Genomic DNA, 21120 nt, shown 5'->3' with positions numbered 1-21120 from the left:
TGCCGATAAATTCGTGCGTGCCCCGCGAAATAAAGTTTCGTGATTGTTTTGGGTCCGAGTCGGCTTTTGTAAGTGTGCCGAGTTGACTCTTACCGACTTCAGTGCCACCATGGCCTTTGCATGCACCTCGCTAGGTGAGGCGTCTGCACGGACACAGGCCACTGACCTCGAACGTCGAAAGACGCCCAGGGTCAGGACAGCTCTTCCCGGCTTAAGGGTTGAGCCCAAGTGGCTTCCGGTACCCGCCGGATACGCCGTGTGGTGCCAAAGCTCTGTCGAGAGAGGTGCTGGCGCAGCGGGTTTGCCGCTGTTGCCTCATCTCTATGTGGCGTGCGCATGGCATCCCCGTGTGCCCTGGCCCGAAGGAGGTGAGAGCGGAGTGAGTCCCGGCGATAGTTCCTATCCGAGATCGACGACCATTTCGTTTCGATCCGACCCGGGCGCTGTATTCGCAAGCTGAATCGGCTCTGGCGTTAATCGCCGTCTGCTTTCAATTCTGTCGCAGACGCGCGTAATTGCTGTGCGCGAATTCGTCGCGTGAATTTGCGATACCGGCTGCCCAAAATCGGATTGTGGCATTAGTGGGGGAGGCCACCGATGACCGCTGTGCTGGACTTTGCAGCCTTGCCGCCGGAAATCAACTCCGCGCGCATGTACGCCGGACCGGGTTCGGGGCCGATGCTGGCCGCGGCTTCGGCCTGGAAGGGGCTCGCCACGGAACTACAGGCTTCGGCGCTGTCCTATGGGGCCGTGCTGTCGGCGCTGACGGGCGAAGAATGGTTCGGCCCGGCATCCACGGCGATGGCCGCGGCGGCCGCTCCCTACGTCGCATGGATGAGCGCGACGGCCACCGCGACTGAACTGACGGCAGCGCAAGCCGAGGCCGCCGCGGCCGCGTATGAAGCAGCATTCGCCGCAACCGTGCCGCCGCCGCTGATCGCGGCAAATCGCGCCCAGCTCGCGGCGTTGGTCGCCACGAACATCTTGGGCCAGAACACCCCGGCGATCGCGGCGACGGAGGCCCAATATGCCGAAATGTGGGCACAGGACGCCGCCGCCATGTACGGCTATGCCGCCTCGTCGGCCGTAGCTACGGAGTTGAGCCCCTTCGTCGAGCCGACGCAGACGACCAGCCCGACCGGGCCGGCAGCGCAGGCTGCGGCGGTGAACCAGGCCGGCGCCTCGGCGGCCGGCCAGCAGAGCACGCTGTCTCAACTGATCTCGGCAGTACCGGGCGCACTGCAGACACTGGCGGGCACGAACAGCCCCGGGCCAGGCGGGCTGGAGGGATTTCTCAACACCTGGGGACCGAACGCAAACATCTGGAACACGATCACTTCTACCGGAGCATTCACGCCGGGCGCCACCGTGGGCACCCTGTCTAGCCTGTTGGGAACGTCAGCGACCTCCGATGCGGCCGGCGCTGCACAGAGTGTCGCCGCCCCCGGCGCCATGGCCGCCGTTGGCCAGATCGACGCCGCGGGCGGCGGATTGCGCGGCCTTGTCTTCGCCGGCACCGGCAATGCCGGCATTGTCGGCAAACTGTCGGTGCCGCCGTCCTGGACGGCGTCCGCCCCGCTCAACGGCCCGCTGCATTCCGCACTGGGCGGTACGCCGATGGTGGCGCCGCCACCGGCAGGACCGGCCGGCGTGCCCGGCGTCCCATTGGGCACCGCCGCGAGCCAGCCATTCGGCCGCGCGGTCCCGCAGTACGGGTTCAAGCCCACCTTCGTTACCCGGCCCCCGGCTGCAGGGTAGGCAGCTGACCTGCGGAAATACGGTTCTCAGCGAACATCCAGCAATGAGGCAGGCTGGTTACAGCGCTTCTGGCATACCGTTCCTTAACCTTTTGCATATGTTTGTTAACCACCGGTAGGAGAACTCGTCGTGACACTCCGTGCGAGCGTGGTGGCATCGGCGGTGTCCGGGCAACAGGCGACAGCATGTCTCCTGACTGCTTAGGCACGAGCGAGGAGGGATGGGGGTTCGCATATCTATAGTGATTCGGCACATTGGCACCTTCCGCGGTCTCGCTGAGACCCCGACACTGCCTTAATCGGCAGCATTCACGCTTAGTTCCAGCGAGTTTCACATTCGTCTAATTATGGCGTTAATTTTGCGCGCCTCGAATTAGCGGTCAACAAATTATCGCAAACCAGGCAGGTTTGTTGTTCAGCGGTTTGACCTGCCACTTTGCCACAATTGTCATCTATTAGCGCGGGATATCACGCGCTCTAGGGAGAAAGTGAGAGTTCTTGTTCACTTCGCGATTACACGGCAGAAACGCAATGAAAATAGGGCCGATGGAAAGTGTGAACAAATACACGGAAATCATCGGATCCGTGGGGGGCAACTTCACCACAGGGGCAGCGCTGCCGTCTGAGGCCGGACGGAACAAGGGGTAAACACGCATGGACTACGGGGCGCTACCGCCTGAGATCAACTCGGGTCGTATGTACACCGGCCCAGGCGCCGGCCCGATGTTGACAGCCGCAGTGGCATGGGACGCGCTGGCCGCCGAAATGCACTCCACGGCAGCGGCTTACGCCTCTACTTTAGAGGGGCTGACGTCCGGGTCGTGGCACGGTCCCACGGCGATTGCGATGTCGGCTGCGGTCGCGCCGTTCGTGTCGTGGATCTCGGCCACCGCCACTCGCGCCGACCAGACGGCCGCGCAAGCCAAGATCGCCGCGGCGGCCTACGAAACCGCCTTTGCCGCAACGGTTCCCCCTCCCGTGATCGCGGCGAACCGGGCGCAGCTGCTGGCCCTGATCGCCACGAATTTCCTTGGCCAGAACACGCCGGCGATCGCGGCGACCGAGGCGCTGTATGCGGAGATGTGGGCCCAGGATGCGGCCGCGATGTATGCCTACGCCGGATCATCGGCAACGGCAACGCAATTGACGCCGTTCACCGAACCACCCCAGACTACTAATGACGCCGGCACGGCCGCGCAGGCGGCCGCAGTGTCACAGGCCACCGGTGCCGCCACCGGTGGGGATGTCACCACACAGTTGGGTCAACTGATCAGCTCGCTGCCGACTGCGCTGCAAGGACTCGCGTCGACGATTGCAGCGTCACCGACCACCGGGTCGACGTCGTTCCTGCCTGGACTCGCGCTCCCGCAGATCGCTTCGGCGACGTTGCCGCCGGGATTGATGACCGACCTGACGAACTTCAACTCGATATTCAGCGTCCTTACCGGGCCCTACTCGTTGCAGGGCTTCACCTCCATCCCGGGCGGCCCGTTCCTGTCGTTCGGCCAGGTATACGCCTACGGCCAAAACGGACAAGGCTTGCAGGCCTTTTTGACTCCGGCAGCACCCATCTCCGGGACGCTGGCGCCGATCGCGCAATCGCTCGCCCCGCACCTGAGCAGCGCGACTTCGGTCGGCGGCGCAGCCTCCGGTGCCATGGGCCGGGCCGCCCTGGTCGGGGGTCTGTCCGTGCCGCAAGGTTGGACCACCGCCGCCCCCGCTATCCGGACGGTCGCCCAAACCCTGTCCGCCAATCTGGCGGCGGCAGCGGCTCCGACCGCGTCACTGGGCGAGACCGGTGTGTTCGGCCAGATGGCCCTGTCCAGCCTGGCCGGACGGGCCCTGGGTGCGACCGTAGCCACTTCCGGCGGCAGCAGCGGCGCTGTCGCGAGTTCACTTGGCGGTGTCGTCGCTGAGGCCGATCCCGCGGCGGCCATGATCTTCGTGCTTCCCGCACTCGAGGAGGAGTGACGGTCATGAATAGACGGAACAGTCCGTCGCACAGAGTCATTCGACGAACGCTCCGGTCAGGGGGTAAATAAAGGTGTTTTACGCAGCGTTTCCGCCGGAGGTCAACTCGGGCCGGATGTACACCGGCCCGGGAGCGGGCCCATTGCTCGATGCCGCTGCGGCCTGGGACGGGTTGGCGACCGAGTTGCAGTCCACGGCGGCCTCATACGAGTCCGTGATCGCGGGCCTCACCAGTGGGCCGTGGGTGGGTCCGTCCTCGGTAGCCATGGCTGCGGCCGCGGCACCGTACGTAACGTGGATGAGCGCCACGGCCGCCCAGGCCGCCCAGGCCGCAACGCAGGCCAACGCGGCCGCGGCGGCGTACGAGACCGCCTTCGCTTCGCACGTGCCGCCCGTCGAAATCGCCGCCAACCGCACCCAGCTGGCCTCGCTGGTGGCAACCAATCTGTTCGGTCAGAACACCGCCGCAATCGCGGCCACCGAAGCCCAGTACAGCGAGATGTGGGCACAGGATGCGCTGGCAATGGACAGCTATGCGGGTTCGGCTGCGGCCGCAAGCCAAGTGACACCGTTCACCGAGCCGCCGCAGATCGTCAACAGCGGGGGACTGGCCAACCAGGCGCTGGCGGCCAGCCAATCCGGTGCCACCGCGGCCGGCAATGCCGTCCAATCCATCCTGGCAGCGGGAAATCCGGTGTCGGAGATGTTGCAGGTGCTGGCCAACTTGAGCACCGACTACACCGCCACCATCAACGGAATGCTGAACGGCTTGTTCGGACCGGCCGGGGCGTCGACCTTCACCGCGCTCTATTCGGCTGTCAAAGTGCCGCTTGGCTTCACCACCCAGTTCAACGACATCGGGCTGCTGATCAACTTCCCGGTATCGCAGGTCCTCAAGTTCGGCGTCAAACCGGGTTCGATACTCGGCGAGCTCCCCAAAGATGCACTGGGCGGTGGGTTGCTGGCCCCGAACTGGGGCCGTGGCTGGTTGACCGGGGCCGGGACGGCGGGCACGTCGGCCAACTTCGGCCGGGGCATGTTGGTGGGATCGCTTACCGTTCCCCCGAGTTGGACCGCCAACACTCCGGCCATCCAGACTGTGGCGGCGGCTTTGTCGGCAGCCGGACCGGAAGCGGTGCCGGCGGCCGAACTCGGCGCGGGCAGCCTACTGAGCTCGATGTCGCTAGCTGGCATGGCCGGAAGTGCCTTGGGCGCAGGGGCACCCGGCGCCTTGGCCGGCACCGGCGTGCGGGGCCGCCTCACTCCGGTCAAGGACCTCAAAGACCTCAAGTCGCCCGAGAAGCTCAAGCGACTGGTCGCGCAGATCTCTGAGAAACCGGAAAGCGTTCAGCACCACACGGTCGACCAAGAGGGTCTGGACAGCCTGCTCGAACAGCTTGCGAAGAAACCCGGTATCCATGCGGTACACCTGGCGAAGCCCGAGAAGGCGAGAGTCGTGCCACCGGACGCGCAGTTGGGCTAGTGCCTGAAATACGTTGCAGTAGAACATGAGAGGAGTGTCATGAGACTGCTACTTGTGCTGATCGGCGCCGCCGCCGTGATCGGTCTCGCCGCGCCGGCATACGCCGACCCCGACGATGGCCCGGGCGGTGACGACCCAGGGTTCCTCGCGGCCCTGCATGGCGCCGACATCGGCTACAGCAACCCAGCGGCGGCCATCGGCTCGGCCCACGCGGTGTGCACGTGCTTGAGCAACGGCGAGTCCGGCCTGGAACTGATCAACGACGTCAAAACACACAACCCGGCGTTCAATATGGACGCCGCAGCGCAGTTCGCCGTGATAGCGGCGAAATACTACTGCCCACAACACCTCTCCAAAAGCTGACGCCGGCAGGCGTCAATTAACGGTCCGGCCCGGTGCGCCCGACCGTTTTGTGACCGTGCGGTAAAGCGGTCCTCACACTTTGCTGTGAGGACCGCTTTCGCATTGCCTGGCTCAAACCGTAATTGAGTCAATTTGCACTTTTCTCGTGATCAACTTTTGCTTGGCTAAGCGGCCGTCCATCCGATTGATAAATCGGCAAAATTGTCCTGGTAAAGGCCGACGTTTCATCCAATACCGGCAGAAGTCCTGATCAGAGGATATCGGTCGGCGCTCCGCGGTTCCGCATGGCGAATTTTGCGGAGCGCCATTGGGATACCTGGTGAGTTTCATATGAGCTCCGTCAGCAATGCGGACGGAACTGTCAACCCGTGATTACGATGGCGGCCACAAGGGGACCGGAGGGGAGTAGATGGACTTCGGGGCGTTACCTCCAGAGATCAACTCTGGACGCATGTATATGGGGGCTGGCTCCGGACCCATGCTCGCCGCCGCGGCGGCGTGGGACGCCCTGGCGGCGGAACTGCATTCCAGCGCGGCGTCCTACGGCTCGACGGTGCAGGGCTTGACCGTCGGGTCGTGGCACGGGCCGGCCGCAATGGCAATGGCCACCGCCGCGACGCCTTATGTCGCCTGGCTGACCAACACCGCGACGCAGGCCGAACAGGCGGCTATGCAGGCCAAAGCGGCTGCGGCGGCTTATGAGACGGCGTTCGCAGCCACCGTGCCGCCACCCGCCGTGGCGGCCAACCGGGCCCTGCTACTGGCCCTGATCGCGACCAACATCTTCGGCCAGAACACCCCCGCCATCGCCGCCACCGAGGCGGAGTACGCCGAGATGTGGGCCCAGGACGCCGCGGCAATGTACGGCTACGCCGCCTCCTCGGCGGCGGCCACCGAACTGACGCCGTTCACCGAACCGCCGGAGACCACCGACCCGTCGGGTGTGGCCAGACAAACCGCGGCAGTCAGCGAGGCCGTCGGCGCCGCCGAAATGCAGTCGGGCCTGTCCCAGCTGATGACCGCGATTCCGAACGCGCTGCAGACGGTCGGTCCGGCCGCGGCCGCCGCACCGGCCGCGTCCACGCCGGTGGGCTCGGTGATCGAGGCCATCGCGCCGTACGCCATCGGGATTCGTCCCTTCTTCGCTGCCATCACCGGCGCCTACAGTCCCATCGTCGGGTTCGTGCTGTTCGGCGGCTGGTGGCTGTTCGCCCTGCAGATCCTTGGCCTTTCACAGAACGGGCCGGGGGTGGCCTCACTACTGAGCACCGGCGGGAAGCCGGCGGCCGGCCTGGCGCCGCTGCGGGGTGGGTATGTCGGAGCCGTGGCGCCGAGCAGCGGCGTTGCCGGATCGATGGGACATTCCACCCTGGTCGGGTCGCTGTCGGTGCCACAGGGCTGGGTGACCGCCGCTCCGGTGATGAGGACGATGGCGTCGATGCTGCCCGGCGTGAGCGCGGGCGCTGTCCCGGCGGTTCCGGCCGCCGCCGAGGGCGGCCTGTTCGGCGAGATGGCCATGGCGAGCCTGGCCGGACGCGCGCTGGCCGGCGCCAGCATCCGCACCACCAGCAGCGGGACGGCCGGCACCGGTGGCGGCGCCTCCGCTGACGAAGTCGCCACCACGGCGACCATCATCGTGATACCGGCGGACTGACCGATGACGTCAGCACAGGGAAGGCGCGGCCGATGAGTTTCGCGGTACGACCGCCGGAGATCATCTCCTGGCAGATCTACACCGGACCGGGCGCGGCGCCGATGATCGCAGCAGCCACGGCCTGGGATGCGCTCGCCGCCGAGCTGCAGTCGACCGCGGCTTCCTACGGCCTGGTCGTCGATGGATTGGCCAACGAATCGTGGACCGGCCCGTCAGCAGCGGCGATGGCGGCCGCCGCCGCTCCGTACGTGTCCTGGATGGCCGCGACCGCGGCGCAGGCCAAGGCAGCTGCAGACCAGGCGAAGGCGGCGGTGAGCGCTTACGAGGCGGTTTTCGCCGCCGTGGTGCCGCCGGCGGAAATCGCGATCAACCGCAGCCAGCTGGCCTTGCTGGTGGCCACCAACATTTTCGGGCAGAACACCGCCGCGATCGCCGCCCTCGAGGCCCAGTATGCGGAGATGTGGGCCCAGGACACGTCGGCCATGTTCACTTACACGAGCGCGTCGGCGGCCGCCGCCAGACTGACTCCGTACACCGAACCACCGCAGATCACGAACCCGGCCGGGCTCGCCGGCCAGCAAGCAGCGGTGGGGCAGGCCAGCGCCTTGGCAGCCGGCACCGCCGCTGCAACGGCCGCGCCGACCGCGGCGCCGATCTTCCCGTTCGACATCGTCCTGCAGGTCTTCGAGGCGCTCGGCAGCGGCGGCACCGCCTACATGCAGGCCATGGGCCAGCTCTTGAACGCCCTGACCGGGACCCCTGTGGCCGCCGCGACGTGGGAGAACACGTTCGGGATCTTCGCCGACATCGGCCGGTTCAGCACCGTCGCGAACGACACCATGAGCATCCCGAACCTCGCCATGACCGAATTCAAGCTGTTCTGGAAGCCCCCACTCGAGGACATCCCGAAATCAGCCTTGGGAGCGGGGCTGGGAATGGCGCCGTCTGCCGGTTTGACCAGCGCGGGATCCGCGACATCGGCAAGCGTCGGCGAAGCCAACGTGGTGGGCAAGCTGTCGGTGCCGCCCAGTTGGGCCTCGGCGACACCCGCGATCCGGATGGCCTCCACCGCGCTACCGGCCACCAGTCTGTCCGCCGCCCCTTCGGCGGCCATCCCGAGCAATTTGGTCAACGAAATGGCGTTGGGCGCCGCGACGGGCGGCGCGCTGGGCGCCGTCGGCCCCCAGGTGCTCAGCGGCAGTGGCGCCCGCGCCCGCGCCAACGGCGGAAAAGGACCCGTCGAGCCGGTCAAGCTGGACAGCGTCATTGCGAAGCTGCAAAAGGAACCCGACTCGGTCAAGCACTGGAACGTGGACAAAGAAGGCCTGGACGCCCTGCTCGACAAGTTGTCCAAGGAACCGGGCATCCACGCGGTGCATGTATCGAACAAGGACAAGCACAAGGTGACCCTGCCCGACGCGCAACTAGGCGGGAAATGAGACTGCGGCCGGCATTGCTTGCCATCGCCGCGATGGTCGGTTTCGCGGCCCCCGCGCACGGCGACCCCACCGGGGACGACGCGGCGTTTCTTGCTGCCCTGGCCAATGCCGGGATCACGGTTCCCAATCCGGCACAAGCCATCGCCTCCGCGCAGGCGGTGTGCGGATTGATGCGCAACGGTGAGACCGGTCTGCAGGTGCTGACGGATGTGAAGAACCAGAATCCCGCGCTGACGCTGGACGGAGCCGCCCTGTTCACCGCCATCGCGTCGAACACTTACTGCCCCGAGCACCTCGGACAGCCGGAGGGCGGATACTTCTAGCGGAATCCCAGGTTCTCCTGGGCTCCACCTGGTGTTCACCCGGATCTGATTGGCTGCCGTAGCCGTTTCCGTCGAGAAGAGGGGTAGCCCGGTGCAGTCACTGACCGTCGCCGATTTCGCGCTCCGGTTGGGCGTGGGCGTAGGTTGTGGCGCGCTGATCGGGATCGAGCGACAATGGCGGGCCCGGATGGCCGGCCTGCGCACCAACGCACTGGTGGCCACGGGTGCCACCCTGTTCGTTCTGTATGCCGCTGCCACCGAAGACAGCAGCCCCACTCGGGTCGCCTCCTATGTCGTCTCGGGGATTGGGTTCCTCGGCGGCGGGGTGATCCTGCGCGAAGGCTTCAACGTCCGCGGCCTCAACACCGCCGCCACACTTTGGTGCTCCGCCGCGGTCGGCGTGCTGGCCGCGTCCGGGCACCTGGTGTTCGCGCTCATCGGCACCGCAACCGTCGTCGCCATCCATCTGCTGGGCCGCCCGCTGGGAAGGTTCATCGACCACGACAATTCCGCCGACGAGGACGAGAGTCTTGAGCCCTACCAGGTGCAAGTGATCTGTCGGCCCAAGTCCGCCAAGTACGCGCGCGCCCAAATCGTGCAACACACCCGCAGCAACGACATCATCCTGCGCGGCATTCACACCGGGCACACCGAGGACAACGTCGCGCTCACCGCCCACGTGCTGATCGACGGGCATTCGCCGGCTCGGCTGGAACGCCTGGTGGCCGAATTGTCGCTGCAACCAGGCATTTACGCGGTGCACTGGTATGCCGGCGAGCCGAGCAGTCCGATCCTGCCCGCCGCTCCGGCCGACTAGGGTCGCGCCTGCAACTCCGGCGCGGCCGCGGCCAGCAGGTCGTCGCGACTGCCCGACAACGGGGGATATATCCGCCGGGTGTTGATCGTCTCCTTGGTCGCCTTGGCTTGGGCGCCCTGGGCCACCACCACCCGATCCCACCCCTCGGTGTATACCGCGTCCGCCGGGCCGAGATCGAGAACCGTTACATACCAAGGGATTCGAAGTGCCAGCAGCGGCTCGGAGAACAACTCGCTGATCACGTTGTAACCCGCGTACCGGCCCATCGGTCGCCCATGCTGGCACGACATGACCGACACGTGCTCGTCGTCCATGCGCGCCGCGGCCACATCGCCGGCGGCGAACACCGACGGCACTCCGATCACCCGCAGGTAGTCGTCGACCGCGACCCGGCCGCACCGGTCGCGAGCCACCGGCAGTTGCTCGGTCAGCACGCTGGCTCGCATGCCGGCACACCACAGCACCGTCGCGGCCTCGAGCTGCTCACCCGATGACAGCGACACCCATTCGTGGCTCACCGCCGTCACGCTGACCCCGGTTCTGACTTCAATGCCGTTGTGCGCGAGCGCCTTTTCGATCACCGGGCGCGCCGAGGAGCCCATGTCCGAGCCGACCAGGCGGTTGCGGTCGACGAGCACCACTCGGGGCGTGAGGCCGAGTTCGCGCAGCCGGGCCGGCAGCTCGGTGGCGGCCTCGATTCCGGTGAGCCCCGCCCCAACCACGACCACGGTGGCCGCCGCGCGGCTCGGTGGCCCCTCGGCCAGCCGGCGCAAATGGTGCTGCAACCGCAGTGCGCCGTCGTAGGTGTCGACGTCGAAAGCGAAGTCGAGCAGCCCCGGCAGGTCCGGTTTGCACACGCTGCTGCCGGACGCCAGCACCAGCCGGTCGTACCCAAAAGTCAGCCCGGTCGACGTGGTGAGGCGGCGGGCCTCGACATCGATACCCACCACGTCGGCGGTGACATGCCGGACACCGACGGGATCAAGCACGTCGGCGAGCGGGATCCGGCAATCGCTCAGATCGGTCTCGTAGTTGCGGACCCGGATGTCGTGGAACGGCTTCTGGCTCAGCACCGTGATCTCGACCTGCGCCGACACGGCCAGCTCGTCGGCCCGGCGGGCGGCACCCAGGGCAGCCCACAACCCAGCGAACCCCGAGCCGATCACCACCACACGCTTCACCCGGACAGCACCTGGCGGATCTGCTCCAGCGTCACCTTGGCCTTATGGCCGGGCAGCAACATCCAGGTGTGCATGCCGCCTTCGAGCTCGTACCACCCGATCTCGATGCCTTCGGCCGTCGCACGCTTGTAGAAGGCGCGGCGTCGGGGTTGAGCACGTCGTGGGTGCCGGTGAACACCGTCAACCGCGGCAACCCGTCCAGCGGGCCCACGCTCGGGCTCAGCAGGGGAGTGTCGAGCGGATCACCACCGGCGTAGCGCAGACCGGCGGCGCGCAGATCGTCGAGGTTGAGGAACGGGTCTTTCTTGGCGACCGCCAGCACTTCGGGATCCGGTAACCCGAGGTGCATCCACGGGGAGAGCAGCACCGCGTCCGTCGGTTGCGGCAAGCCGGCGTCGCGCACCGCATGGCACAGCGCGAAGGCCATTCCGCCGCCCGCCGAATCGCCCATGAAGGCAAGGGAATTGGGGTCGCGCTCAGCCAGGATTCGCCGGTAGAGCTGAAGCAAGAAGGGGAACACCTCGCGGTAGGTGTGCTCGGGGGCGATCGGGTAGATCGGCACCGTAATGGTGCGCCGAAGCAGGTTCGCCAGCTTCGCGATGGCCGGCCAGTGAAAATGTGGCAGCAGATCCAGCACGTACGCACCACCGTGCAGATAGATCAGATGGCCGGACAGCTCGCTGGGCGGCACGTGGCGGGGGTGACCTGATAGACCGGCCGGCCGTTGACGTCGTCCCGGGCGACATCGATCTTCTTCAGCAAATGCTTGGACGGGCGCCCGCAATACGGCGGGCGGGGATTGGCCTCCCAACTCGCCAGCTTCGCGGGTGGGAACAGCCGATTGCGGACACCGGAGGCACGCAGTAACCGCTGCGTCACGTGGGGCCGGTGCACCGGGCGTTTCATCGGTCTCACCAGGTTAGGCTGTGTGCTGTGAGCGGTGTGACAGGCTTCTTCTCGGCGCTGCCGGCCGAGATGCGGGATCCGGTGTTGTTTGCCATCCCCTTCTTCCTCTTCCTGTTGACCCTGGAGTGGGCGGCGGCCCGCAAGCTGGAGAAGTTCGATGCCGCCGCGGCGACCGACGATTCGCCCACGCCCAGGCCGTCATCGGGTGCGTACCTCACCCGCGATTCCATGGCGAGCATTTCGATGGGTCTGGTCTCGATCGCCACCACGGCCGCTTGGAAGGCCCTTGCGTTGTTCGGGTATGCCGCAATCTATGCCTACCTGGCTCCGTGGCACCTCCCTGCGACCAAGTGGTACACCTGGGTCATCGCGATCCTCGGTGTAGACCTGCTCTACTACACCTACCACCGCGTCGCCCACCGTATCCGGCTCATCTGGGCTACCCACCAGGCTCATCACTCAAGCCAGTACTTCAACTTCGCCACCGCGTTGCGCCAGAAGTGGAACAACAGCGGAGAGATCCTGATGTGGATCCCGTTGCCGCTGTTGGGACTTCCGCCATGGCTGGTGTTCTTCAGCTGGTCGCTGAATCTGATCTACCAATTCTGGGTTCACACCGAGCGCATCGACAAGCTGCCACGGTGGTTCGAGTTCATCTTCAACACCCCGTCGCATCACCGCGTCCACCACGGCATGGACCAGCTGTACCTGGACAAGAATTACGGCGGCATCTTCATCATCTGGGACCGGATGTTCGGCAGCTTCCAGAAGGAACTGTTTAGGCCGCACTACGGGTTGACCAAGCAGGTCGACACGTTCAACATCTGGAAACTGCAGACCCACGAGTACCTGGCCATCGCCCGGGATTGGCGCTCCGCGCGTCGGTTCCGAGACCGGCTCGGCTACGTTTTCGGCCCGCCGGGCTGGACGCCGCGCACGTCAGAGCAGGTCGACGGCACCACCCCGCTGGTCACGTCTCGGTAACGCTTCGGCAGCTGGCGGCGAAAGCTCTAATGTCGAAGTGATAACGCCGTAACCGACGGGAGCCATCGTGAGCCGCCTGGCACTGCGCACTTTCATTGCACCTGCACTTCTCGCGGCGTCGGCGTGGGGCCTGACGCCTGCGACCGGTCACGCCGACCCAATCGCCGTCTACCCCGGGATGGAGATCCACCAGGACAACCACGTCTGCACGCTGGGCTTCGTCGACCCGCGGTCGCGCGTCGCGGTGACCGCCGGGCACTGCCGCGGTAGCGGGCTGGTCTACGACAAGGACAACAACGTCATCGGGCGCATGACCACCTTCCGGGACAACACCCCCACCGGCTCGACCGTGGCGACCGACCAGGTAATCGCCGACTATGAGGCGATCGCCCTGGCCGAAGGCGTCGCCGCGAGCGACATCCTGCCGGGCGGACGTGCGCTGCGCGCCGGCGGCGGTGCGCCCACGGCCGGCCAGCCGGTGTGCCACTTCGGCATCACCACGGGCGAGACCTGCGGCACGATCGAGAGCGTCAACAACGGCTGGTTCACCATGACCAACGGTGTCCAGACGTCACAGGGCGACTCCGGCGGACCGGTCTTCTCGCCGTCGAGCGGTCAACTCGTCGGCATCTTCAACAGTGTCTGGGGAACGCTGCCCGCCGCGGTCTCCTGGCAGGCCACCTCGCAGCAGATGCGCGAGGACGGGGGAGTGAACCCCAGCTAGGCCGCGCCCAGTGCGAACACGGGTATCCGATCGGACGCGGCGCGCAGTTCGTCGTCCCCGGACTCCGGTGTCAGTCCCCCGACGAACCCCTTGACCTGCCAGTACCACCGCGCCAAGTAACGCCGCAGGATTTCGGGCTTGGCATCGTCGCCGACCTCATGGATGGTGGCGCGTCGTGATCGCCAGCGCGGGCCGGTGTCGACGACGCCCGCCGCGCGAACGTTGCGCACCCACTGGGTGTTGCCGCGCGGTGAGACGACGTAGTCCACGCCGTCCACGGTCAGCAGGTTGATCACCACGCTGCGTTGTTTCCCACTGGTGCGTCCGCGGACCCGCAACGCGCTGGTGCCGGCGATGCTGATACCGGATTCGGCCAGCCAGCGAACGACCGTATTGGCAGCGCGCATGGCCCGATTCGGTTCCTGATAGTGCGTGTTCATTACGCCTCCCGGAGGATATCCAGAGAGCACCGCTCTCGCTTGGCAATACCGTGTCACAACCGTGACCTAAAAGCAAGAGCGGTGATCTCTGAACTGCAAGACTCCGTCGTGTGGGCAAACGTCAGGAATCACGGGAGCAAATCGAGGCGAAGATCGTTGAACTAGGCCGTCGCCACCTCGTGGATCACGGCGCGGCCGGCCTGTCGCTGCGCGCGATAGCTCGGGACCTGGGCATGGTCTCCTCGGCCGTCTACCGATACGTGGCCAGTCGCGACGAGTTGTTGACACTGCTGCTCGTCGACGCCTATTCCGACCTGGCCGACGCGGTGAAGCGCGCCCGCGACGATGCCGACACGGATTCCTGGAGTGAAGACGTGCTGACCATTACCCACGCGGTGCGGGAGTGGGCGGTGGCACACCCGGCTGGGTGGGCGCTGCTCTACGGCAGCCCGGTGCCCGGGTACCACGCTCCCGCGGAGCGCACCGTCGGCGTCGGCACCCGCGTGGTCGCGGATTTGTTCGATGCCCTGGCGGCGGGGATCACCACCGGCGAGATCATGCTGACCAGTGACGCAGCGCCCCAACCGATGGCGTCGGATTTCGAGCGGATCCGGCACGATTTCGGTTTCCCCGGCGACGACCGGGTGATGGCTAAATGTTTCCTCCTATGGGCGGGCGTGCTGGGCGCGATCAGCCTCGAGGTGTTCGGGCAGTATGGCGCGGACACACTGACCGACCCGCGCAGCGTCTTCGATACCCAGGTGCGGTTGCTGATCGGCATGCTTGGGTCGAATTAGAACGTGTTCATCCGCGCGGCAAGACCCGGACTGCGGCCATCACGGCAAATTAATGCGCGGGCCTTTCTGCCCGCCGTCGCGCTGGGATATCCTGCGAGGCGATGAACCTGCTAGTTCAGTCACCCATCCAGATCGCGTGGGTGACAACGGACCTCGACGCCACCGAAACCGCTCTCACCGGGCTTTTAGGCGTCCGCAAGTGGATACGGATGCCGGAGGTGCACTTCGCGCCCGACAGCTGCACCTATCGCGGCCGGCCCGCGGACTTCGTTGCGGGCGTCTCGTTGAGCTATCTCGGCGACACGCAACTGGAGCTGCTAGCGCCGGTGCGCGGGGAGAATATCTATAGTGACTTTCTCCGCGACCACGGCCCAGGTTTGCACCACATCTGCCTGGAGGCCGAAAGCCCGGAGCGGTTCGACGCCGCGATTGCCGACGCCGCCGGCCACGGTGCGAATGTGGTGCAGGAAGGCACCATGCCCGGCGGACTGCGATTTGCCTACGTCGCGGCGCCGCAGTCAGGAGTGCCGTTTCTGGAGATCGCCTATCTGTCACCCGAGATCAGAGCGTTTTACGACTACATCAAACAGGAGCAGCGGTGAGCACCGACATCCCAGCAACAGTCCAGGCCGACACGGTGCAGTCCTGGTCGGATGAAGTCGACGTGCTGGTGCTCGGTTTCGGGATCGCCGGGGGCTGCGCGGCAGTTTCGGCAGCGGCGGGCGGCGCCCGAGTTTTGGTGGCCGAACGTGCCGCCGCGGCCGGCGGCACCACCTCGATGGCGGGGGGCCACTTTTATCTGGGCGGTGGGACGGCGGTGCAGGAGGCAACCGGTCATCCCGATTCGCCCGACGAGATGTTCAAGTACCTGGTCGCGGTGTCCCGCGAACCCGAACTCGACAAGATCCGCGCGTACTGCGACGGCAGCGTCGAGCATTTCAATTGGCTTGAGGCTCTTGGCTTTCAGTTCGAGCGCAGCTTCTACCCCGGCAAAGTGGTGGTCCCGCCGGGCACCGAGGGCCTCAGCTACACGGGCAACGAGAAGGTGTGGCCCTACTGTGAGCAGGCGGTGCCCGCGCCGCGCGGTCACTCTGTGCCGGTGCCCGGCGAATTGGGCGGTGCCGCAATGGTGGTCGACCTGTTGGTGAAGCGCGCCGCCGAGCTCGGTGTCGAAATTCGCTACGAAACCGGGGCGACCAACCTGATCGTGGCGGATGGCGCCGTGGTCGGCGTCGCCTGGAAGCACTTCGGCGAAACCGGTGCGATCAAGGCCAAAGCCGTGATCATAGCCGCGGGCGGGTTCGCGATGAACCCGGACATGGTGTCCGAGCACACGCCCGCGTTGGGACAGCCGCGGCGCACCAAACACCACGGCCTGGTGGCGCCCTACATTCTTGGCAATCCGAACGACGACGGGCTGGGCATCCGGATGGGCGTCTCGGCCGGTGGGGCCACCAAGAACATGGACGAATTGTTCATCACCGCGGCCGCATATCCGCCGGAGATTCTGTTGACCGGGGTGATCGTCAACAAGGACGGCAAGCGGTTCGTCGCCGAAGACTCCTATCATTCCCGTACCTCGGCTTTCGTGCTGGAACAGCCGGAGCAGACGGCCTATCTGATCGTCGACGAAGCGCACATGCAGATGCCCGAGATGCCGCTGATCAAATTCCTCGACGGGTACGAGACCATCGCTGAACTGGAAACCGCGCTGGGCATTCCGGCAGGCAACGTCGCCGCCACGCTTGACCGCTACAACGAGTATGCCGCCAAGGGCGAGGACCCGGACTTCCACAAGCAGCCGGAATACGTTGCCCCGCAAGACAATGGACCTTGGGCGGTATTCGATCTGTCACTGGGCCGGGCCATGTACTCGGGATTCACCATCGGCGGCTTGGCGGTGTCAGTGGACGGCGAAGTGCTGCGCGAGGACGGTTCGGTGGTCCCAGGCCTGTACGCCGCTGGGGCCTGTGCGTCCAACATCGCCCAGGACGGCAAGGGGTACGCCAGCGGGACGCAGCTGGGCGAAGGTTCGTTCTTCGGGCGCCGCGCCGGAACGCACGCGGCCGCAGCCGCTGGCGGGTAGGCGCGGAAAATCAAGCACAGCGCCGGAACGCACGCGGCTGCGGCCGCGGGCGGGTAGGCGCGGAAAATCAGCTGTCCTCACCAGACGCGGACGCGGTCCTCGGGTTTGAGGAACAGCGAGTCGCCGGGCTGCACATTGAACGCGGTGTACCACTCGTCCATGTTGCGGACGATCCCGTTCACCCGGAACTTTGCCGGGCTGTGAACGTCCGTCAGCAGTTGGTTGCGTTCGGTTTCGGGCCGGCAGATCTCCTTCCAGCTCGCCGCGAAGGCGAGGAAGAACCGCTGATCTCCGCTGAGGCCGTCGATGACAGGCGCCTCTTTCCCACCGAGGGAAAGCTTGTAGGCGTCATAAGCGATGCGCAGGCCCGCGAGATCGGCAATGTTCTCGCCGAGTGTCACCGCTCCATTGATGCGATTGCCCGGTAACGGCTCGTATCCGTTGAACTGGGCGACAAGCTTGTCCGCCTCACGTGTGTAACGGTCGGCGTCGGCCGGTGTCCACCAATCGCGTTGCAACCCAGTGCCGTCGCTCTTGCGGCCCTGGTCGTCGAACGCGTGGCTCATCTCGTGACCGATGGTGGCCCCGATCGCGCCGTAGTTCGCCGCGGCATCGGCTGCTGGATCGAAGTTCGGCGGCTGAAGGATCGCCGCGGGAAACACGATGTCGTTGAGTCGAGGAGAGTAATAGGCGTTGTTGGTCTGCGGCGTCATGCTCCATTCGCCGCGGTCGATGGGCTTGCCCAGCTTGCTGCGGTCGTCGTTCCACGACCACATCGCCAGGGCGTCGCCGTTGGCGACCAGTTCGGCCGCCGCGATCTTGACCGTCGCATACGACTTCCATCGGTCGGGGTAACCGATCTTGGCCACTAGCGCGGCGAGCTTGGCCTGAGCTTCTCTCTTCGTCTCCGGCGCCATCCAGCTGGCCGCGTCGATGCGCTTGCTGTAAGCGGAGCGGAGATTCTCGACCAGCGCCCGCGCCTTGTCTCGGGTCTGCTGACTGAAGTGGGCGTCGACATATAACTGTCCGACCGGGTCGCCGAGTCCCTTACTCACCCGAGAGACCCCGCGCTCCACCCGCGGCGCGCGCTCCTTGGCGCCGCCCAGCGTTCGGCCGTAGAAGTCGAACAGCTCATCGGCGAATGGCGTCGAAAGATCGCCGCCGTAGGCGGAGAGGACCTGGTAACGCATATACGACTTCCACGAGTCCAGCGGCTCGTTGGCGAAAAGCGCTGCGGTGCGGCTCAATACGTTGGGCATGCCGACCTGGAAGTCGGTCTGCGCCGGCAACTTCAGCTCGTCGAATATTTCATGCAACGGTGCGCCCTGCCCGAGCTGCTCGACTGCAGCTCGCGGCATGATGTTGTTCGTCTTGACGACGTCGCGCTCGTCCTCCCGCGGCACCTGCACCTCTGCCAGCTTGGTTTCCAGGGCCAGCAATCGTTCGGCCTGCTGCTGCGAATCGGCGAAACCGCCGAGACCGAGCAACCGAGCGGCATGCGCGACGAATTTGGTGCGCAGCTCAACCGATTCGGGATCGGTTTCCAGGTAGTAGTCGCGCTCACCGAGTGAGAGGCCGCCCTGCCAGATGATAGGCAAGTAACGCGTCGGGTTGTTCGGGTCCATCCCCACCGAAACGGGGAAGGGGTCGCTCACCCGAGTCCTGCCGTTGAACGACACCAGGACCCCATTGAGGGCCGCCCTGTCATTGGCAGCGTCGATCGACGCCAGCAGCGGCCGCACGGGCTCGACGCCTTTCCTGTTCAGCAGCGCCTCGTCCATGTAGGACGCGAACAGGTCGCCGATTTGCTGTGAGATGTCGCCCTCGGGCGCGTGTTTGGCGGCGGCACTCTCGACGATCGCCTTCAGGTCCGCGTTGAGCTGGTTCTGAATGTCGAGATTGACGCCAGCGCACACTTTGTCGGCCGGGATCTTCGCGTTCTTCACCCACGTGCCGACCGCGTACACGAAGAAGTCGTTACCGGGCCGGACCGACGTGTCCATCTCGGTTAAGTCGACACCCCAAGCGCCAAACTTGGGTTTGGAGCGGTGTTCGGCCGAGCTGCCACAGCCCACGAGCACCAAGGCAGTGGCAAGTAGCACTGCCACCGCACGAACCAATACGCACACCGCAGACCTCCAGTCGCCGGGCCAAGGGCAGCTTAGCTGTGCGCGCCGGCTGCAACGGTTCAGCGAGCCCTCCGCCCCATATGGCTGGTCCTTACGCGCTGGGTCCGGATCGGGTTGTGCACTAAACGGTTGCCGGTTCCTGCTGCACCGGACCCAACCGCCATCGGCCCCCGCCGAGCAATTCGAGCTGGCGGTCGTGATGCTGTTCAACCGTGGGCCGGTGACTGACGCTGACCACGACGCAATCCGGAAGTTCGTTGCGCACCAGCTGATAGAGGGCATATTCCAGGCCTGGGTCCAAGGCCGAGGTGGACTCGTCCAGGAATACCGCCTTCGGTTTGGTCAGCAGTATGCGTGCGAAGGCCACGCGCTGTTGTTCGCCCGGCGACAGCACCTTGGCCCAGTCCTGCTCTTCATCTAAATGCGCAATGTGCGGCGCGAGCGCCACCTTCGTCATCACTTCGTGCAACTCGGCATCGGTGACCCCGTCCGACGAGTTCGGGTAACACACCACTGCGCGCAGCGTCCCCAGCGGGACGTAGGGCAACTGCGACAGGAACAGCGTCTCGTTCTCGCCACCCGGCCGACGAAGGGTTCCTGAGGCGTAGGGCCACAGTTCGGCCAGGCTGCGCAACAAGGTGGTTTTACCCGCACCTGATTGTCCCGTGATGACCAGCGAGTGGCCGGCTTCGAGCCGAACGTCGAGCGGATCGATCAACCGATCGCCGTCCGGCTTGCGCACCTCGACGTTTTCTATCTCGACCGATCCGTCCTGGCTGGGTGTGGTCAGCACCGCCGGCAGCGCACGTCCGCGATCGTTGGCATCGACCAGGCCGTGCAAGCGGATGATCGCGGCCCGCAGATATGCGAAGGCGTCATATTGATTGCGGAAGAACGACAGCGAGTCTGAAATGCGGCCGAATGCGGCGGCGGTCTGGGTCACGTCACCGAACTTGATTTGGCCGACAAACAATCGTGGGGCCTGGATCAACCACGGCAACGGGACGATTACCTGAGACATCGACCAGTTCCAGCCGTTGAAGATTATGGAACGACGAACGAACGTGCGGTAGTTGTCGATGATGGGAGTGAAGCGCCGCCATAGTTGTGTCCGTTCGGCGCGCTCACCGCGATAGAACCCCACTGCCTCCGCGGCATCGCGCAGTCGCACCAATGCGTAACGGAAGGCGGCGTTGAGTTTCTCGTTGTTGAAGCTGAGCCAGATCAATGGACGGCCCAATCGGAAAGCGACCACTGAGGCGATCAGCACGAAAACCAGCACGGTCCAAAACATTGCGCGTGGCAAAACATAACCAAACACGTCCAGCGGTCCGGACAGGTTCCACAGGATCGCGGCGAACGAGATCACCGACGCGACCGCGTTGACAGCCCCGAACAACAACGTCTGTGTGGTCCCATTGGCGGGCGTGTTAGGGGTGCCCTCGGTATTGGCAGCGGTGAAGATGTCGATGTCCTGCTGAATCCGCTGGTCGGGGTTGTCGATCGTATGGTCGATGAACAGGTCTCGGTAGTAAGCCCGGCCATCCAGCCAGTCATCGGTGAGGTGGCGGGTCAGCCACATGCGCCACGAAATCACGAACCGCTGCAGCAGGTAGATATCAACGAGATAGCGAGCGATGAAAACCAGCGCTAACACGCTGAAAATTCCCATCGAAACGTAAAACCCGTGCACCCCAGATTGTTTGATGACGGCGTCGTGCTCGGCCATGCCCTCCACGGCTGTCTGCACGGAGGTGTACATGTCGTTGCTGAAGAAGCTGAACAACACATCCAAGCGCACGGACATCAGTACGGAGAGCAGCAGCACGCCCAGCATCAGCCACACTCGGACGCTATTGCGTCCGACGAAGTACCCGCGGGTTATCCGCCAGAACTGGCGGCCCCATGGGGTGAAAAACCTCATTAAGACCAGCGCAAGCAACAGACAAATGGCGCTGACCACCCACGCTATGGCGAGCCAGCGCACCGAATCCGGAAGAGCTTGCGACCAATCAATTTTCGGCGTGAACGGCTTGGGGCCCAAGGTCGTCGTCTCCTCACAGGCG

The 21120-nt window shown here is 65.4% G+C and carries 19 protein-coding genes and 1 riboswitch; of the genes, 13 read left to right on the top strand and 6 right to left on the bottom strand.

What is annotated here, in order from left to right; genetic code table 11:
• Positions 1-119 precede the first annotated feature (119 nt).
• Positions 120-291: riboswitch (M-box (ykoK) riboswitch) on the top strand.
• Positions 292-597: 306 nt separating this feature from the next.
• From BN972_RS17830 to BN972_RS17795, 8 genes are all read left to right on the top strand, one after another.
• On the top strand, positions 598-1758 hold the full coding sequence (locus BN972_RS17830; RefSeq protein WP_036360327.1) for a PPE family protein: 1161 nt from the start codon (positions 598-600) through the stop codon (positions 1756-1758).
• 653 nt (positions 1759-2411) lie between these two features.
• Complete coding sequence (locus BN972_RS17825) at positions 2412-3728, top strand: PPE family protein (RefSeq protein WP_036360325.1); 1317 nt, start codon at positions 2412-2414, stop codon at positions 3726-3728.
• A gap of 73 nt (positions 3729-3801) precedes the next feature.
• Positions 3802-5211: a PPE family protein gene (locus BN972_RS17820; protein ID WP_036360322.1), complete on the top strand. Its 1410-nt coding sequence runs from the start codon at positions 3802-3804 to the stop codon at positions 5209-5211.
• Between the two features lie 39 nt (positions 5212-5250).
• Complete coding sequence (locus BN972_RS17815) at positions 5251-5574, top strand: DUF732 domain-containing protein (protein ID WP_036360320.1); 324 nt, start codon at positions 5251-5253, stop codon at positions 5572-5574.
• 409 nt (positions 5575-5983) lie between these two features.
• Positions 5984-7228 (top strand): PPE family protein, encoded by a 1245-nt coding sequence (locus tag BN972_RS17810; RefSeq protein WP_036360318.1) that lies wholly within the window; start codon positions 5984-5986, stop codon positions 7226-7228.
• Positions 7229-7260: 32 nt separating this feature from the next.
• On the top strand, positions 7261-8667 hold the full coding sequence (locus BN972_RS17805; protein ID WP_036360316.1) for a PPE family protein: 1407 nt from the start codon (positions 7261-7263) through the stop codon (positions 8665-8667).
• Positions 8664-8990 (top strand): DUF732 domain-containing protein, encoded by a 327-nt coding sequence (locus BN972_RS17800; protein ID WP_036360315.1) that lies wholly within the window; start codon positions 8664-8666, stop codon positions 8988-8990. The genes BN972_RS17805 and BN972_RS17800 overlap by 4 nt, the downstream gene beginning before the upstream one ends.
• A 91-nt stretch (positions 8991-9081) precedes the next feature.
• Positions 9082-9807, top strand: a complete 726-nt coding sequence (locus tag BN972_RS17795) for an MgtC/SapB family protein (RefSeq protein WP_036360313.1) — start codon at positions 9082-9084, stop codon at positions 9805-9807.
• Here BN972_RS17795 and BN972_RS17790 read toward each other — a convergent pair.
• Genes BN972_RS17790 through BN972_RS28880 form a run of 3 tightly spaced genes read right to left on the bottom strand, consistent with a single transcriptional unit; the run spans position 9804 to position 11903 of the window.
• Positions 9804-10988 carry an NAD(P)/FAD-dependent oxidoreductase gene (locus BN972_RS17790; protein ID WP_036360310.1) on the bottom strand — a complete coding sequence of 395 codons (1185 nt, stop codon included), beginning with the start codon at positions 10986-10988 and terminating at the stop codon, positions 9804-9806. The genes BN972_RS17795 and BN972_RS17790 overlap by 4 nt on opposite strands.
• A gap of 31 nt (positions 10989-11019) precedes the next feature.
• Positions 11020-11679, bottom strand: a complete 660-nt coding sequence (locus BN972_RS28375) for an alpha/beta hydrolase fold domain-containing protein (RefSeq protein ID WP_099051111.1) — start codon at positions 11677-11679, stop codon at positions 11020-11022.
• Positions 11649-11903, bottom strand: a complete 255-nt coding sequence (locus tag BN972_RS28880; protein ID WP_148305401.1) for a hypothetical protein — start codon at positions 11901-11903, stop codon at positions 11649-11651. Before BN972_RS28880 ends, BN972_RS28375 begins: the two co-directional genes overlap by 31 nt.
• Positions 11904-11921: 18 nt before the next feature.
• Here BN972_RS28880 and BN972_RS17775 point away from each other — a divergent pair, with 18 nt between their 5' ends.
• Both BN972_RS17775 and BN972_RS17770 read left to right on the top strand, forming a co-directional pair.
• On the top strand, positions 11922-12878 hold the full coding sequence (locus BN972_RS17775; protein ID WP_036360306.1) for a sterol desaturase family protein: 957 nt from the start codon (positions 11922-11924) through the stop codon (positions 12876-12878).
• A 64-nt stretch (positions 12879-12942) separates the two neighbouring features.
• Positions 12943-13602: an Rv1815 family serine proteinase gene (locus BN972_RS17770; RefSeq protein WP_036360303.1), complete on the top strand. Its 660-nt coding sequence runs from the start codon at positions 12943-12945 to the stop codon at positions 13600-13602.
• On the opposite strand, the gene BN972_RS17765 is transcribed toward BN972_RS17770, so the two are convergent.
• On the bottom strand, positions 13599-14042 hold the full coding sequence (locus tag BN972_RS17765; protein WP_036360301.1) for a nitroreductase/quinone reductase family protein: 444 nt from the start codon (positions 14040-14042) through the stop codon (positions 13599-13601). The two genes, BN972_RS17770 and BN972_RS17765, sit on opposite strands and share 4 nt — an antisense overlap.
• A 110-nt stretch (positions 14043-14152) precedes the next feature.
• On the opposite strand from BN972_RS17765, the gene BN972_RS17760 reads away from it, so the two are divergent.
• The 3 genes from BN972_RS17760 to BN972_RS17750 all read left to right on the top strand — a co-directional run bounded on the left by BN972_RS17760 (position 14153) and on the right by BN972_RS17750 (position 16925).
• Positions 14153-14839 carry a TetR/AcrR family transcriptional regulator gene (locus BN972_RS17760; RefSeq protein WP_036360300.1) on the top strand — a complete coding sequence of 229 codons (687 nt, stop codon included), beginning with the start codon at positions 14153-14155 and terminating at the stop codon, positions 14837-14839.
• Between the two features lie 101 nt (positions 14840-14940).
• The gene (locus tag BN972_RS17755; RefSeq protein ID WP_036360298.1) at positions 14941-15441 is read left to right on the top strand and encodes a VOC family protein; all 501 of its coding nucleotides are present in this window, start codon (positions 14941-14943) and stop codon (positions 15439-15441) included.
• The gene (locus tag BN972_RS17750) at positions 15438-16925 is read left to right on the top strand and encodes an FAD-binding protein (RefSeq protein ID WP_036360296.1); all 1488 of its coding nucleotides are present in this window, start codon (positions 15438-15440) and stop codon (positions 16923-16925) included. Before BN972_RS17755 ends, BN972_RS17750 begins: the two co-directional genes overlap by 4 nt.
• A 77-nt stretch (positions 16926-17002) precedes the next feature.
• On the opposite strand, the gene BN972_RS17745 is transcribed toward BN972_RS17750, so the two are convergent.
• Together BN972_RS17745 and BN972_RS17740 are read right to left on the bottom strand one after the other, a co-directional pair.
• Positions 17003-19033: a M13 family metallopeptidase gene (locus BN972_RS17745; protein ID WP_142277117.1), complete on the bottom strand. Its 2031-nt coding sequence runs from the start codon at positions 19031-19033 to the stop codon at positions 17003-17005.
• A 142-nt stretch (positions 19034-19175) separates the two neighbouring features.
• Complete coding sequence (locus BN972_RS17740; RefSeq protein WP_036360291.1) at positions 19176-21098, bottom strand: ABC transporter ATP-binding protein/permease; 1923 nt, start codon at positions 21096-21098, stop codon at positions 19176-19178.
• Between the last annotated feature and the right edge of the window lie 22 nt (positions 21099-21120).

Source organism: Mycobacterium asiaticum DSM 44297 (genome assembly GCF_000613245.1).
Lineage (GTDB): Bacteria > Actinomycetota > Actinomycetes > Mycobacteriales > Mycobacteriaceae > Mycobacterium > Mycobacterium asiaticum.
The sequence above is the reverse complement of the archived record's forward strand: the minus strand, read 5'-3'. Positions and strand labels throughout refer to the sequence as shown.

What these genes read in the sequence shown, in the direction of transcription:
- BN972_RS17830 (WP_036360327.1), top strand. Translation starts at nt 598, where the DNA reads ATGACCGCTGTGCTGGACTTTGCAGCCTTGCCGCCGGAAATCAACTCC.
- BN972_RS17825 (WP_036360325.1), top strand. Translation starts at nt 2,412, where the DNA reads ATGGACTACGGGGCGCTACCGCCTGAGATCAACTCGGGTCGTATGTAC.
- BN972_RS17815 (WP_036360320.1), top strand. Translation starts at nt 5,251, where the DNA reads ATGAGACTGCTACTTGTGCTGATCGGCGCCGCCGCCGTGATCGGTCTC.
- BN972_RS17810 (WP_036360318.1), top strand. Translation starts at nt 5,984, where the DNA reads ATGGACTTCGGGGCGTTACCTCCAGAGATCAACTCTGGACGCATGTAT.
- BN972_RS17805 (WP_036360316.1), top strand. Translation starts at nt 7,261, where the DNA reads ATGAGTTTCGCGGTACGACCGCCGGAGATCATCTCCTGGCAGATCTAC.
- BN972_RS17800 (WP_036360315.1), top strand. Translation starts at nt 8,664, where the DNA reads ATGAGACTGCGGCCGGCATTGCTTGCCATCGCCGCGATGGTCGGTTTC.
- BN972_RS17765 (WP_036360301.1), bottom strand. Translation starts at nt 14,042, where the DNA reads ATGAACACGCACTATCAGGAACCGAATCGGGCCATGCGCGCTGCCAAT.
- BN972_RS17755 (WP_036360298.1), top strand. Translation starts at nt 14,941, where the DNA reads ATGAACCTGCTAGTTCAGTCACCCATCCAGATCGCGTGGGTGACAACG.